Source organism: Nonomuraea sp. NPDC026600 (genome assembly GCF_040638335.1).
In the GTDB taxonomy this organism is placed as follows: Bacteria; Actinomycetota; Actinomycetes; order Streptosporangiales; family Streptosporangiaceae; genus Nonomuraea.
This window is the reverse complement of sequence record NZ_JBEZYD010000021.1, coordinates 23,783-37,891: the sequence shown is the minus strand read 5'-3', so window position 1 is coordinate 37,891 and position 14,109 is coordinate 23,783. Positions and strand designations below refer to the sequence as shown.

16 protein-coding genes and 1 tRNA gene are annotated in these 14,109 nt (G+C 67.8%); 7 read left to right on the top strand and 10 right to left on the bottom strand.

The genetic code is table 11. The features are described from left to right. Positions 1 to 56: 56 nt before the first annotated feature. Positions 57 to 272 carry a hypothetical protein gene (locus AB0F17_RS37785; protein ID WP_358032932.1) on the bottom strand — a complete coding sequence of 72 codons (216 nt, stop codon included), beginning with the start codon at positions 270 to 272 and terminating at the stop codon, positions 57 to 59. Between AB0F17_RS37785 and AB0F17_RS37780 the strand changes: the two genes are divergently transcribed. Beyond that, on the top strand, positions 255 to 1,034 hold the full coding sequence (locus AB0F17_RS37780; protein WP_358032931.1) for a hypothetical protein: 780 nt from the start codon (positions 255 to 257) through the stop codon (positions 1,032 to 1,034). The genes AB0F17_RS37785 and AB0F17_RS37780 overlap by 18 nt on opposite strands. Before the next feature lie 225 nt (positions 1,035 to 1,259). Here the strand turns inward: AB0F17_RS37780 and AB0F17_RS37775 are convergent. From AB0F17_RS37775 to galU, 7 genes are all read right to left on the bottom strand, one after another. Further along, positions 1,260 to 1,333: transfer RNA gene (locus AB0F17_RS37775), tRNA-Ala, on the bottom strand. Positions 1,334 to 1,393: 60 nt separating this feature from the next. Further along, positions 1,394 to 1,984: a hypothetical protein gene (locus AB0F17_RS37770; protein WP_358032929.1), complete on the bottom strand. Its 591-nt coding sequence runs from the start codon at positions 1,982 to 1,984 to the stop codon at positions 1,394 to 1,396. Between the two features lie 124 nt (positions 1,985 to 2,108). Continuing rightward, the gene (locus tag AB0F17_RS37765) at positions 2,109 to 2,753 is read right to left on the bottom strand and encodes a GNAT family protein (RefSeq protein WP_358032926.1); all 645 of its coding nucleotides are present in this window, start codon (positions 2,751 to 2,753) and stop codon (positions 2,109 to 2,111) included. A gap of 65 nt (positions 2,754 to 2,818) precedes the next feature. Beyond that, positions 2,819 to 3,298: a MogA/MoaB family molybdenum cofactor biosynthesis protein gene (locus tag AB0F17_RS37760; protein ID WP_358033379.1), complete on the bottom strand. Its 480-nt coding sequence runs from the start codon at positions 3,296 to 3,298 to the stop codon at positions 2,819 to 2,821. Continuing rightward, a complete protein-coding gene (moaC, locus tag AB0F17_RS37755) occupies positions 3,295 to 3,762 on the bottom strand; it encodes a cyclic pyranopterin monophosphate synthase MoaC (protein ID WP_358032924.1) in 468 nt (155 codons plus the stop codon). Before moaC ends, AB0F17_RS37760 begins: the two co-directional genes overlap by 4 nt. Beyond that, entirely contained in the window at positions 3,759 to 4,946 is a 1,188-nt protein-coding gene (gene glp / locus AB0F17_RS37750; protein WP_358032922.1) for a gephyrin-like molybdotransferase Glp, read from the bottom strand. The genes moaC and glp overlap by 4 nt, the downstream gene beginning before the upstream one ends. Continuing rightward, positions 4,933 to 5,835 (bottom strand): UTP--glucose-1-phosphate uridylyltransferase GalU, encoded by a 903-nt coding sequence (galU, locus tag AB0F17_RS37745; protein WP_358032920.1) that lies wholly within the window; start codon positions 5,833 to 5,835, stop codon positions 4,933 to 4,935. Before galU ends, glp begins: the two co-directional genes overlap by 14 nt. 33 nt (positions 5,836 to 5,868) lie before the next feature. On the opposite strand from galU, the gene AB0F17_RS37740 reads away from it, so the two are divergent. The 3 genes from AB0F17_RS37740 to AB0F17_RS37730 all read left to right on the top strand — a co-directional run bounded on the left by AB0F17_RS37740 (position 5,869) and on the right by AB0F17_RS37730 (position 8,357). Further along, positions 5,869 to 6,429, top strand: a complete 561-nt coding sequence (locus AB0F17_RS37740; RefSeq protein ID WP_358033377.1) for a 5-formyltetrahydrofolate cyclo-ligase — start codon at positions 5,869 to 5,871, stop codon at positions 6,427 to 6,429. A gap of 24 nt (positions 6,430 to 6,453) precedes the next feature. Next, on the top strand, positions 6,454 to 7,959 hold the full coding sequence (locus tag AB0F17_RS37735; RefSeq protein ID WP_358032918.1) for a potassium/proton antiporter: 1,506 nt from the start codon (positions 6,454 to 6,456) through the stop codon (positions 7,957 to 7,959). A gap of 68 nt (positions 7,960 to 8,027) precedes the next feature. Beyond that, on the top strand, positions 8,028 to 8,357 hold the full coding sequence (locus AB0F17_RS37730) for an FmdB family zinc ribbon protein (protein ID WP_358032915.1): 330 nt from the start codon (positions 8,028 to 8,030) through the stop codon (positions 8,355 to 8,357). 9 nt (positions 8,358 to 8,366) lie between these two features. Here the strand turns inward: AB0F17_RS37730 and AB0F17_RS37725 are convergent, their stop codons facing one another. Beyond that, positions 8,367 to 10,370 carry a DHA2 family efflux MFS transporter permease subunit gene (locus tag AB0F17_RS37725; protein ID WP_358032913.1) on the bottom strand — a complete coding sequence of 668 codons (2,004 nt, stop codon included), beginning with the start codon at positions 10,368 to 10,370 and terminating at the stop codon, positions 8,367 to 8,369. Between the two features lie 109 nt (positions 10,371 to 10,479). On the opposite strand from AB0F17_RS37725, the gene AB0F17_RS37720 reads away from it, so the two are divergent. The 3 genes from AB0F17_RS37720 to mscL are packed head-to-tail and all read left to right on the top strand — an operon-like array spanning position 10,480 to position 12,376. Next, complete coding sequence (locus tag AB0F17_RS37720) at positions 10,480 to 11,286, top strand: S-methyl-5'-thioadenosine phosphorylase (protein ID WP_358032910.1); 807 nt, start codon at positions 10,480 to 10,482, stop codon at positions 11,284 to 11,286. Next, complete coding sequence (locus AB0F17_RS37715; protein WP_358032907.1) at positions 11,283 to 11,954, top strand: SAF domain-containing protein; 672 nt, start codon at positions 11,283 to 11,285, stop codon at positions 11,952 to 11,954. The genes AB0F17_RS37720 and AB0F17_RS37715 overlap by 4 nt, the downstream gene beginning before the upstream one ends. 23 nt (positions 11,955 to 11,977) lie before the next feature. Beyond that, complete coding sequence (gene mscL / locus AB0F17_RS37710; RefSeq protein ID WP_358032904.1) at positions 11,978 to 12,376, top strand: large conductance mechanosensitive channel protein MscL; 399 nt, start codon at positions 11,978 to 11,980, stop codon at positions 12,374 to 12,376. On the opposite strand, the gene AB0F17_RS37705 is transcribed toward mscL, so the two are convergent. Beyond that, positions 12,373 to 13,392 (bottom strand): D-alanyl-D-alanine carboxypeptidase family protein, encoded by a 1,020-nt coding sequence (locus AB0F17_RS37705; protein WP_358032902.1) that lies wholly within the window; start codon positions 13,390 to 13,392, stop codon positions 12,373 to 12,375. The two genes, mscL and AB0F17_RS37705, sit on opposite strands and share 4 nt — an antisense overlap. Positions 13,393 to 14,109: the final 717 nt, after the last annotated feature.

Here is a 14,109-nt window from a genome sequence, read left to right as displayed (position 1 = left end):
CCGTCGCCGCCCGCACCCGCTCGGCTCTTGGATCCTTCCCGCAACTGGCGCTCGGCCTAGTCCTCGACACCCCGCACAAACGCATCGGCATCAACGCCATCACCACCCTCAAACCCCTGACCCAACTCGGCCTCCCCACCGCCTTCGCCGTTGTCGACCGCGCCTACACCGACCAGCAACCCGCCCACTTCGCCCAACCCGCACGCGAACTCGGCTACAGGCTCGCCCTCGACTACAAAGTCGATCAACGCGGAGTGCAGGGCAGCGCCCACGGCGCCCTGCTCATCGACGGCAGCCTGGCCTGCCCGCTGACGCCCGAAAGGCTCGCGCACGCCACCGCCGGCCTGGACGACGCCGTCATCCGCAGACCATCGGAAGAACTCACCGCGTTGATCACCGCGCGAGAGCCGTACTTGCTGCGTCTCAAACAGAGCGCGAACGCCAGCGGCGCCCTCCGCTTCCAGTGCCCGGCAGCAGGCACCTCCCCGTCCCTCACCTGCCCCCGCTTCGACCGCCTCCACCAGCGCGGGCCCAGCCGATCCACCGCGGTCGACCTGACCGACGCCCGGCAGCGAGCCGCCCACCTCGCGGCCAAACCCCGCGGCCTGCCCCCACAGCCCGACCACAAGACCGGCGAACTGCCGAAGATCCGCCACCAGCACACCATCACCCTGCACCCTGGCGACCTCGGCCACCTCGACAAGTTCCGCCAGGACCTGCCCTACCTCAGCCCTTCGTGGCGGGGAACATACGCCGCTGCCAGGGCGATGACGGAGGGGCTGAACGGCCGCCTCAAGGGCCACGACCTCGACCTGAGTGACCCGAAGAACCGGCTCGCCCACGGCCGCGTCGCCCAGACCATCCTGGTGGCGTTGCTCGTCGCGGTCGCCAACGACCACTTCCTCGACGCCTGGCGCCACATCCACCAACCCCCGGCCGAGCCCGACACATCCGCCGAGATCCTTCAGATCCCCGCAGAGCACATCGACCGCTGGGCACTCGCGGGCCGGAGCAGGCCGCCGCCCGCCCCATGACCCCCAATTCAGGTCGCCTTGCCGCAGCACCCAGCCCCAGCGACGCGAACTCCAGTCCACCAGCGCCCTGACATCACCCGGGCCTTCCCGGACACCTGCTCCGCAGTTCCCAAACCGGGACGAACCCGATTCGGAAACCCCCAAAACGACAAGATCCCGCCTGATCGCGATGATCAGACGGGATCCCGTCAACTTCAGTCCAGCCGTCTCAACAACGGCCCTGGGTGGAGATGAGGGGATTCGAACCCCTGACCCCTTCGATGCGAACGAAGTGCGCTACCGGACTGCGCTACATCCCCATGGACTCGACCAGATTAGCAAACTCCCAGCAGTCCTCGCGCCATCCCGTCACTCCCCACTCAGTCCCCAACCGCCCGCCGAGGCGGCTCCGCGTACTGATCGAACAGCACATCCCCCTGCCGAGCCGCGAGGTCGATGATCTCGGCCTGCGCCTGTTCGGCTGCCAGCTCCGCCACCCGCTGCTGCTCACGCAGCCGTCGGGCGCGGTCGGCGCGGGCCTGGAGCACGCGATCGCGCCGTTCGCGGTCGACCTGCACCGCGATCCGCAGGAACGTCATATAGGCCAGCATGATGACCCCGGCGGGCGCGACGCTCCACCACGGGATCACCTTGACCGCGGCGGTGACCACCGAGGCGATCACGAGCAGGGCGGTGAAGAAGAGGAGCCGCCGGCGCCGGGCCACGATGATCGCGCGGCGCCTGGCCCGGAACTGCCGTGGATCGACCCGCTCGAACTCAGGCGCGTCCTCGTCGGCCTGCTCCACCAGATCGGCGGGCTGCTGCGAGAGGTCCGGCAACTGGTGTTCGCCGGTGTAGTACTCCTCGAGCTCCACCAGCTCGGCGAGGTTCGTCTTGTCCCTGCGCAACCACATCGGGACCAGGACACACAGCCACATAACGACAATGGCGAGGTAGAGGAGGATGCTCACGGCGACCTCCAGGCAGCACAAAAACGCCTGTGTGTTTCGGGCGTCTTCGATGTGCTCACGTCACGCACCGTAAGACCGCGTGTCACTAATTGACGAGCATTCGGTGCGGTGTGTCGCGAGATCGTCAAACCTCTTCTACTGGAGACCCGCCGTGAGCGGCTGACTCACGCGCGCGACGCCACTGTACGAGCAGCCCGCCAGGTACGTCCTCGACGGTCAACGCGTAGCAAATGTGGTCGCGCCAGGCTCCATCGATGTGAAGTTGACGACGCCGAATGCCTTCTTCCCGGAATCCCAGCTTCTCAACCACCCTGCGGCTGGCTTGATTCTCGGGGCGGATGTTCGCCTCCAGCCGGTGCAGGCCGGTGGTGAAGAAGCAGTGGTCGACGGCCATGGCGAGTGCGGTCGGGGTGATGCCCTGGCCGGCCAGCGCGCCGTCGATCCAGTAGCCCACCTGTGCGGAGCGGGCCGAGCCCCAGACGATCGCGCCGATGGTGAGCTGTCCGGCGAAGCGGCCACCGTACGTGACGACCCAGGGCAGCGCGAGGCCCTGCCTGGATTCGCGGCGCAGGGTGCCGACCATGGAGATGTACGGGCCGAGACCCGTTCTGAACAGGGGAGTCTCCGGATTACTGGGCTCCCAGGGACGCAGCCACTCGGCGTTGCGCAACCGCGTCTCTCGCCACACACGTACGTCGGCCAGCCGCAGCGGTCGCAGGCCTACCTGGCCCTCGTTGAGAACCGCCGGCCAGCCACGAAGTCGATCCACATCTCTCATCATCCCCCTATCGGGCACGATGTCGCCACGGATCAGTAGCGGTGACTCTCCGCACGTTAGGGGCGCGGGTGGTCGCCGCCGCGAATCTGGTCGACCGCGTGCTGGAGGACGGGAGCCAGTACGGCCACGCCATCCCGTACGCCTCCGGAGGATCCGGGCAGATTTACGATCAACGTGTCACCGGCCTGGCCCGCGAGACCACGGGACAGGATCGAGGTGGGCACTTTGTCGCGGTTCGCCTGCCGGATGGCCTCCGCGATGCCGGGAATCTCGCGGGTGATCACCCGGGCCGTCATCTCCGGCGTCAGATCGGTCGGCGTCAGCCCGGTCCCGCCGGTCGTCACGATCACCGCGTACCCCTGCGAAACGCCGTCACGGAGTGCGGCCTCGACCGCCTCCCCATCGGGCACCACGACGGGTCCCTCCACGGCGCACCCGGCCGCAGAAAGCAACGAAACCAGGAGTGGTCCTGATTTATCGGCGTAAATCCCGGCTGACGCGCGGTTGGACACGGTCACCACGAGCGCGCGGATCACCGCGTCCACAACCCGGTCTTGCCGCCCACCTTCTCCTCCACCCGCACATCGGTGATCACCGCGGCGGGATCGACCGCCTTGACCATGTCGATCAACGCGAGCGCCGCCACGGACACCGCCGTCAGCGCCTCCATCTCGACGCCGGTACGGTCGGCCGTCTTCACCCGGCAGGTGATGGCGACCCCCCAATCCTCGACATCGAGCGACACCTTGACCCCGTGCAGCGCGATCGGATGGCAGAGCGGGATCAGGTCGGGCGTCCGTTTGGCGCCCATGATGCCGGCGATCCTCGCCACCCCGAGCGCGTCGCCCTTGGGCACCTCACCCGACCGCAGCAGCTCCACCACCGCGGTCGACAGCAGCACCCGCCCGGTGGCCGTGGCCGAACGCGCCCCGACCTCCTTGCCGGACACATCGACCATGCGCGCCGCGCCGGTCTCGTCGAGATGGGTGAACTCCGTCAAAGCCGGATCACCTCCACAACAGCCCCGGAAGGCACCTCGGTCACGTCCTCCGGTACGACGATCAGCGCGTTGGCCGAGGCCAGCGCGGCCAGTTGGTGCGAGCCCTGTCCGCGCACCGGCGACACGGTTCCGTCGGACGACAGCACGCCGCGCAGGAACGACCGCCGCCCCGCCGGTGACCGCAACGGCGCGGCGACCTGGGCGGACAACGTTTCCAGCGGTCCCGCGGGCAGGCCGCGCATCTTCGCCAGCGCCGGCCGTACGAAAAGCATGAACGAGACGAACGACGAGACGGGGTTGCCGGGCAGCGCGAAGATCGGCACCTGGTCCTCGCCCACGACGCCGAAGCCCTGCGGCATGCCGGGCTGCATCGCGACCTTCTCGAAGTCGACCGTGCCGAGCGGCGTGAGCGCCTCCTTGACCGGCTCGTAGGCGCCCATCGAGACGCCGCCGCTGGTGACGATCGCGTCGGCGCGGACGAGCTGCGCGTCGAGCTGGTCGAGGAAGGCGGCGGGATCGTCGCCGACGGTGGCCGCGCGGAAGCCCTCGGCACCGGACTCGCGTACGGCTGCGGTCAGGGTCACGCTGTTGGAATCCCAGATCTGTCCCGGCCCGAGGGGCAGGCCGGGTTCGACCAGTTCGGCGCCGGTCGACAGCACCACGACGCGCGGACGCGGACGTACCAGGACGCGGCGGCGGCCCACCCCGGCGATGATGCCGAGCTGCGCGGGCCCGATGACCGTGCCCGGTTTGAGGACGACCTCACCGGCTTGGACGTCTTCGCCCGCCCGGCGGATGGCGTTTCCGGCAACGGCGGCGCGGTCGATCGTGACGAAGACGGTCCCGCCGTTCGTCCACTCCACCGGCACCACGGCGTCGGCGCCGGCGGGCACGGGCGCCCCTGTCATGATGCGTACGGCATGTCCGGGACCGACCGCCCGCAGCTCGCTCGATCCGGCGGCCACGTCGTCGATCACCGGCAGCGTGACCGGGACATCGACGACATCACACGCCCGTACGGCATAGCCATCCATGGCCGAGTTGTCGAACGGCGGCAGCGGCACCGGCGAGGAGACCTCTTCGGCCAGCGTCGTGCCCAGGGCCTGTTCCAGGTCGAGTTCGAGTGGCGCGAGTGGACGCACGGTGGCCAGGATCTGGGCCAGATGCGCGTCAACTGATTTCATCGAGGAACTCCCGCAACCACGGCACGAACTCAGGCGCCAGGTCGGGCCGGTCGGCCGCGAACTTCACGACCGTACGCAGATAGTCGAGTTTGTCGCCGGTGTCGTAACGGCGGCCGCGGAACAGCAGGCCATGGACCGGCCCGCCCTCCTCAGAGCCACGCGCGGCGAGCGTGCGGAGCGCGTCGGTGAGCTGGATCTCGTCGCCGCGGCCCGGCGGGGTGTTCTCAAGGACCTCGAAGACGGCTGGGTCGATCACGTAGCGGCCGATGATCGCCCAGTTGGAGGGCGCCTCGTCCACCGGCGGCTTCTCGACGAGGTCGGTCACCCGTACGACGTCCGCCTCGGAGGTGGGCTCGATCGTGGCCACGCCGTACTGCGAGACCTGCTCCTTGGGCACTTCCATCAGCGCGATCACGCTGCCGCCGTAGGTCTGGCGCACCTGGATCATGCGTTCGAGCAGCTTGTCACGGTAGTCGATGAGGTCGTCGCCGAGCAGGCAGGCGAACGGGTGGTCGCCGACGTGCTGCTTGGCGCAGAGCACCGCGTGGCCGAGCCCCTTCGGCTCGCCCTGCCGTACGTAATGCAGGGTCGCGAGGGAGGCCGGGTCGCGGACCTGGGACAGCCGATGTTCGTCGCCCTTCGCCTCCAGCGCCTCCTCCAGCTCGAAGGCCCGGTCGAAGTGGTCCTCGATCGACCGTTTGTTCTTGCCGGTGACCATGAGGAGGTCGAGGAGCCCGGCGGAGGCCGCCTCCTCGACGACATACTGGATCGCGGGCTTGTCGACGATGGGCAACATCTCCTTGGGTGTCGCCTTGGTCGCCGGAAGGAATCGGGTGCCCAGACCTGCGGCGGGCACGACGGCTTTCGTCACAGGGTCGAAGTCAGCCATGAGTAGACCCTAGTGGAGGTATCTGTGGACAAGATGAAACTGCGCCGTGAGCTGCTTTCGGCACGTGGAATTCTCTCCCCGGAACAATTGCGGGTAAACGCCGCGAAAGTTCGCGAAACGCTGCTCGATCAGCCGTGGGCGCAGATGGCCGGGCTGGTGGCCTGCTATTGGTCCACGGGGACGGAGCCGGAGACGCACGGGCTGGTGTTCGCGCTGTGGAAGCACGGCGCGACCGTGATCCTGCCCGTGTTGCGGGAGGACGACGACCTCGACTGGGCGGTCTATGACGGTCCCGACACGCTGGCGCCCGGCCGTTTCGGCATCATGGAGCCGGTCGACACCCGGCGCGGCGTCGACGCGATCCGCACGGCCGCCCTCGTGATCGTCCCCGCTCTCGCCGTGGACAGGAAGTCAGGGGTACGGCTCGGCCGCGGCGGCGGCTCCTACGACCGCGCCCTGGCCAGGGTCGGACCGAACGTCCCCACGGTCGCCCTCCTGCACGACGGCGAACTGATCGACGACGTCCCGGCCGAACCACACGATCAGCGGGTGCGATGGGCGGTTACACCCAGAGAACTCACTAGGCTTATGTGAACGAAACACACAGGAGGGGGCCAGATGACACTTGATGTCTGGCTTCTTCTGGGTGCCGCCATCGTCATCGCGGCCATCGCCTCCGTCCGCATCGCGCATCGCACCGGCCTGCCCAGCCTCCTGCTGTTCCTCGGTCTGGGCCTGATCCTGGGCGATTCCGGGGTCGGCATCCAGTTCAACAACCCTGAGCTGGCCCAGCAGATCGGCCTGAGCGCGCTGGCGGTGATCCTGGCGGAGGGCGGTCTGACCACCAACTGGAGCCATGTGCGCCGCTCGGTGCCGCTGGCCCTGATCCTGGCCACCCTGGGCGTGGCGGTCAGCATCGTGGTGGTGGCGCTGGCCGTACAGGGGCTGCTGGGGCTCGACCAGAACGCCGCGCTGATCCTCGGCGCGGTGCTGGCCTCCACCGACGCCGCCGCCGTGTTCTCGGTACTGCGGCGGCTGCCGCTACCGTCGCGCCTGGCCGGCGTACTGGAGGCGGAGTCGGGCTTCAACGACGCGCCCACGGTGATCGCGGTCATGCTGCTGAGCAGCGCCACGCACTCCTCCCCGACGATCGGCTCGTTCCTGCTGCGGACCGGGACCGAGCTGCTCATCGGCGCGGCGGTCGGCCTGGCCATCGGTCCCGCCGGCGCGTACGCCCTGCGCCGCGTCGCCCTGCCCGCCTCGGGCCTGTACCCGATCGCGGTCCTGGCGCTGACCTTCGTCTCGTACGGCGGTGCGGTGCTGCTGCACGGCTCGGGCTTCCTGGCCGTGTACCTGACGGCGCTGATCCTGGGCAATTCGCGGCTGCCGCACCGGGCGGCGACCAGGGGGTTCGCGGAAGGGGCCGCCTGGCTGGCGCAGATCGGGCTGTTCGTGATGCTCGGGCTGCTGGCCAGCCCCAAGGAACTGCCGTCGGCGATCGTGCCGGGCCTCATAGCGGGAACGGTCCTGGCGCTCGTGGCCAGGCCGCTGTCAGTGATGATCAGCGCGCAGGCGGCCCGGCTGCTGCGCCTCGGCCGGACGAACTGGCGCGAGCAGACGTTCCTGTCCTGGGCCGGCCTGCGGGGAGCGGTCCCCATCGTGCTGGCGACCATCCCATGGGCGGCCGGCGTCGAGGGCTCGAAGGAGATCTTCAACGAGGTCTTCGTGATCGTGATGGTGTTCACGCTGCTGCAGGGGCCGACACTGCCGTTCGTGGCCAGAATCCTCGGTGTGGCCACCCCCGGAGAGGCGCACGACCTGGAGGTGGAGTCGGCACCGCTGGAAGAGCTGAAGGCCGACCTGCTGCAGATCAAGGTGCCGCCCAGCTCCCGGCTGCACGGCGTCGAGATCTTCGAACTGCGTCTGCCGGCCGGGGCCGCCGTCACGCTCATCGTCCGCGACGGCAGATCGTTCGTCCCCTCGGGCACCACCCGGGTCAGGGCGGACGACCAGCTCCTCGTGGTCGCCACGGCGGCCTGCCGCGACGAGGTCGAACGCCGCATGCGGGCCGTCAGCCGCCGGGGCAAGCTGGCTGGATGGTACGGAGAACGCGGTTCGGAATAGACGTTTGACCTAATCGGTTACCATTAGCAGTCGCATCGCTCGAGTGCCAGAACTTGAAGGAGGAGCGCGTGCCGACCTACCAGTACGCCTGCAACGACTGCGGTGACCAGCTCGAGGTCGTTCAGAAATTTACCGACGATGCGCTGACCGTGTGCCCGGCCTGCCAGGGGAACCTGCGTAAGGTGTTCTCCGCCGTCGGGATCGTGTTCAAGGGTTCGGGCTTCTACCGTACGGACAACCGGGCCTCGTCGGCTGCTTCGTCCGCCTCTTCGTCGTCGTCCAACGGGAAGTCGGGCGAGAGCAAGCCCGCCGACTCGAAGCCGTCCGAGTCCGCCAAGTCGTCCGAGTCGAAGTCCACGACGTCCCCCGCCCCCGCGGCCGCATCCGCCACCACGTAGCACTCGCCGTCAGGCCCTACCCTGTGGCGCTCTGCGCTGGCCTGTCTCCCGCGGACAGTCGGTGTCGGCGCCGAGCAGGGCCGAGGCGACTCGTTCGACGAGTTGCTCCAGTTGAGGGTGAGGGCCCCAGTCTGCGACGAGCCTGCTCAAGCCCTCGGACGAGCACCGCAACATCCTCAGCGCGGCCCGCTGCCCCTCCTCCGTCAGCCGGAGCGAATCCCCGTCCGGCGACCGTTCGACGAGGCCGCGGGCTATCAGCTGGTCAGCGAAGGGACGGCCCTGCTCCCTGCTGACGTTCGCACGCTCCGCCAGGTCCGCGGCCTTGACCCAGCCCTCCCCGCCGAGCCGCGCCATGATCCAGACGCATTGCGGTGGAACGTCGGCCAATCCAGCCAAGTCGCCCAACCGGTCGTAGAAGCCCCTGCGCAGGTCTGCATCCGCCAGTCGTACGAGACCTCTCTCGACCTCCGCCAGCGATGACCGCTCCGCCGAGGTGGCCCCCATGACCTCGCCCAGGTCGGTCGCCTTGGTCGTCTGCCGGAGGCGTTGCTGCGGAATCAGCCAGCTGATCAGGAAGGCGACGAACATGACCGGCGCCGCCACCCGGAAGACGGCGGCGATCGCGTCAGCGTACACATGCAGGAAGTCAGCCACGAGCGCCGGCGGCAGCCGCTGGATGGTCGTGGGATCCTGCTGGACGCGCGCCGGATCGAAGCCCGCCGGCAGCCTGGTCGTGGCCAGCAGCGCACGCAGGTCGGAGTCGAGCCGGGCGGTGAAGACCGAGCCGAGCGTTGCGACGCCGAACGACCCGCCGATCATCCGGAAGAACGTGGCACCCGAGGTGGCCACCCCGAGATCCTTGAAGTGCACCGCGTTCTGCACGATGATCACCAGCACCTGCATGGTCATCCCCAGCCCCACGCCCAGGACCAGCAGGAACAGCCCCAGCCTCAGCAGGGTGGTGTGCTCGGTCAGCGTGGCGAGCAGGAACAACCCGACCGTGGCGACGCCCGTGCCCGCGATGGGCAGGAAGCGATATTTGCCGGTCCTGGCGATGATCTGACCGCTCACGATGGACATCGTGAACATCCCAGCCATCATCGGCAGCAGATACACCCCGGACAGAGTCGCACTCACCCCGTGAACCACCTGCAAATACAGCGGCAGGTAGACAAGGGCCCCGAACATCCCGAACCCCACCACGAACGCGACGAGCGACGACATCGAGAACGCCCTGAGCCCGAACAGCCCGAGCGGCAGAACCGGCTCAGCCGCTCGTCGTTCGGCGAACCACCACCCGGCGAGCAGGGCGACGGCCGCCACCCCGAGCCCGATGATCACCGGATCGGCCCACGGATAGATGGTGCCGCCCCAGGTGGCGATCAGGACCAGGCACGACGTGGCACCGCCGAGCAGCACGATGCCCACATAGTCGATCTTGTGTTTGGTCCGCGTACTGTCTCCGGGCAGCACGGTCGCGATCACGAACAGCGCGACCGCCCCGAGGGGCAGATTGATGTAGAAGACCCAGTGCCAGCTGAGATGGTCGACGAACAGACCGCCGAGCAACGGCCCCACGATGCTGGCGAGCGCGAAGACCCCGCCGAAGAACCCCTGGTATTTCCCCCTGTCGCGAGGCGACACGACATCGCCGACGATCGCCTGGGCCAGCACCATGAGGCCGCCGCCGCCCAGGCCCTGGATCGAGCGGAAGAGGATGAGCTCGCCCATGTTCTGGCTCAGGCCGCAGAGCGCCGATCCGATGAGGAAGATGACGATCGCCGCGAGGAACAGCCTTTTACGGCCGAACTGGTCGCCCAGCTTCCCCCAGAGCGGCGTGGAGACCGTCGAAGCGAGCAGGTAGCCCGTCACCACCCACGAAAGCTGCTCCAGGCCGCCGAGGTCGCTGACGATCCTCGGCAGAGCGGTCGACACGATCGTCTGATCGAGCGCCGCCAGCAGCATGCCGAGCATGAGCGCGACGATGATCAGGCCGAGGCCCCGTTGCCGCATGCGAAGATACTACTCTTCGCACACGTGTGCTAACGCAGTGAAGTAAGTTATCCACAGAACGCCATTCAGGCCCTGCTCCCCCTCGACCGATGCCGCTAATCTCGGCGCCATGGTCACTCGTGCAGACATCGGCGTCATCGGCGGTTCGGGCTTTTACTCCCTGCTCGACGACGCGGAGGAGATAGAGGTCGCCACCCCTTACGGGCCACCCAGCGACGTGGTCACGGTCGGGCGCATCGGCACGCGCACCGTGGCGTTCATCCCCAGACACGGGCGGGATCATCGCTTTCCACCCCATCGCATCCCCTACCGGGCCAACCTCTGGGCCTTGCGCTCACTCGGCGTCCGCCAGGTGCTCGCGCCCAGCGCCGTAGGCTCGCTCCGGATCGAGCACGGACCGGGGGCGATGGTGATCCCCGATCAGATCGTCGACCGTACGTCAGGACGAGTCCAGACGTACTACGACGTCGACGGCGCGGTCCACGTATCGTTCGCCGACCCCTACTGCCCTTCGGGCCGCTCCGTGGCCGTGACGGCCGCGCAGGCGGGCGGCTGGGACACGGTAGACGGCGGCACACTCGTGGTGATCGAGGGCCCGCGCTTCTCCACCCGGGCGGAGTCACGATGGTTCGCGGGCAACGGATGGACGGTCGTCGGCATGACCGGCTTCCCGGAGGCCGTGCTGGCACGCGAGCTGGCGCTCTGCTACACGTCGCTGTCCCTGGTGACCGACCACGACGCCGGGGTCGAGGCCGGGGAAGGCGTGACGCACGAGGAGGTGATGGAGTTCTTCGCGGGGAATGTGGCGCGGATGCGGACTCTGGTGGCTGAGGCCGTGCAGGCGCTGCCGAGCGAGCGAACGTGCGTGTGCGGGTCGGCACTCGACGGCATCAAGCTCCCGTTCGAACTGCCGTGACCGGAAACGGCACGGACGCCGCCGCTGCCGGGGTCGGGTGGACGCGGCTCGCGCGTCGCCAACCGCCCGGACCGCCTGGACAGGCTGGACGGCCTGGCCGGCTCGGCCCGCTTGGGCGGCTCGGGCGTCGTCGCCGACTGGTCGCCGCAGCCGTCGCAGGCTTCGGCGTCCTATCCGCCTATATCGCCCTACGCCCCACCCACACCCCCTCAGTACTGGTCGCGACCCACGACCTCTCCCCCGGCGTCCTCAAGCCCGGCGACCTCCGCCCAGCCGCCCTCAACCCACCCCCGTCCGGCGCGGTCCGTTCGGGCGCCATCGGCCGCGTGCTGGCCGGTGCCATGCGCCGAGGCGAGCCCCTAACCGACGTACGCCTGCTCCACTCGCTCCCCCTGCCACCCGGCACGGTGGCCACTCCAGTACGCCTCGCCGACCCCGACACGGCCCAGCTGATCGCCCCGGGCTCGACGATCGGCGTCCTGGCGGCCTGGGAAGGCCAGCCGGCCCAACTGATAGCCGACGACGTCACCGTAGTGACCATCCCCAAGGCCGACGACGACCACGGCGCCCTGATCGTCCTGGCCACCACCCCGTCCCAAGCAACCCAGCTGGCCGCCGCCCAGGCAGGCGGCCGGCTGTCCATCACCATCAAGCCTCACCCGCAGTAACCGTTCAACTACACTTTCGGATCATGAGTGGATTCAAGAAGTTCCTCATGCAGGGGAACGTCATCGACCTGGCCGTAGCAGTGGTCATCGGCGCGGCCTTCAATGCCATCGTCAACTCGTTCGTGACCCACCTGCTCACGCCACTGATCTCCGCCTTCGGCGGGCTGCCCGACTTCTCAACCCTGAAGTTCACCGTCGGCCGTTCCAACTTCATGTACGGCGAGTTCATCAATGCCGTGATCTCGTTCCTGATGATCGCGGCGGTCGTCTACTTCCTGGTCGTCAGGCCGTACACCCACTTCAAGGACCGTGCCGCCACCAGAGAGGAGATCACCCATCGGAGCTGCCCCGAGTGCCTGTCCGAGATCCCAAACGCCGCCACTCGCTGCGCCCACTGCTGCGCCGAGGTCGCCCCCGTCTAAAGAACCGAGTCCATCTTCGGGTCGTACTCCCAATGCCACGGCTCGAACGGACTGCTGTACGCCCAGGACGGATGGAACCACCCATACTTCTTGGAGTTGGTCTCCATCCACACGAACTCCACCGACCGGAACCGCTCCACCCCGCCACAAAGGTCAACGGCCAGCCCGAGACCGTGGTTGCTCCGCCCCGGCACCGCCGCGAACCCCGGCCGCCGATAGTAAACCGACTGCTGCTCAGCCAGGTTGCGGTACGCGTCAGTCACGCACATCTGCTTACCGAACCGCCGCCGGTAGGCCTCATTCAAGCTGACGAAGGCGATCGTCGCATCAGCCCTGAGGCTCATTCCCTTCTGCTGCAACGGACACAACATCGCCTTCGGGATCAACCCATTCGGATACGAGTTAGCTGTAGCCGCCCGCAAGGGATTGCACCCCAGCGCCGCCCGCCCCACCTTGTCGACCTTGATGCCCAACTTCACCAGCGCCGCGGTCAACGACTTCACGATCTTGTCGGACCGCTGCCTGAGCGTGTCGATCTCTGCCGCCATCTGCGCCTCAGCCAGCAGATTCGACGCCCGCAGCTCCTGCGCCTCGCCGGCCAGCCGCTCGGTCTCCTTGTAGAGCGTGCTGGTCTGCTCCACCACCTGCTGCCGATTCGCCACGATATGAGCGGTGCTGGTCATGGCCCGCAACGTCCCCGCATCAGCATCACCAGACAGGAACGGCGCAATCCCATCGCCCCCGACCGGCTGCTCGTACAGCAACTCAGCCATCTGTGACACCGGCTGCCGAATCACGGCAAGCTTCCTCTCCGCCTCCTGCAGGGCGTTCAGCTTGCCCGTCAGCGTCTTCTCAGAGGTGGCGATGTCGTTACGACGCTTCTCCAGCGCCTTGGTCGCGTCCTCGAGCTCCTTGGCCGACTTCTCGGCCTCCTTACGGAGCTCAGTAAGACCCGCCGGATCCCGCCGATCAGCGTGCGCAGGAGCGGCCACAGGCAGCCCGAACAGGGAAGTCATGGCCATGACAACCGCGATCAGACCCGCTGACCGAGGGGATGGCACTGTCGACTCCTCCGTTTGCAACTCTGTTACCAGTGTCCGGCACGCACGTTACTACAGCCCCTGGAGTGCCCGGACCGAACTCTGAAGAGCTGTTATGACGTGTAAGAACCACTTTGTACGCCCACCACCCCTCCCGCCTGCCTTCATACGCTTGTCACGGGGACATCTCAGACAGAAACGCCCACCCCTACGGCAGGCCCATCTGAACGGACATTCAACCCATTCAGCGGGCGCCGGGGCGCATGATCGACTGTGGGGCGCCCACGGGACCACGTTCTACATCCAGACAGACGCTGAGACGGTCAGCCAGGCAGACAAATGCCGCACAACTCACAGTCGCATCAACGCACACTCGGCTTCATGAGTACGCCTCATAGACGGCAGCCGAGCCCGCATCCACACGGCAGCACGGACCATATCGCGGACGCCTCCACGAGCCATGCACCACGCGAACGACATCCCATCTCGGCAGACATCCCAGACAACGACTCCGTGTACGCCAGCAGCTATACACGACCACCGACACCCACACCAGCGTCATACCGGGGCCTCCGAAGCGCCACTACACCCAGACCCGACAAGCACCATCCACAGCGAACACATCAAGCAGGCCACCCCTCCCACACGTCCGCCTCTCCTCCCTCACTCACCTCCTCCCCTTCATCCACCTCC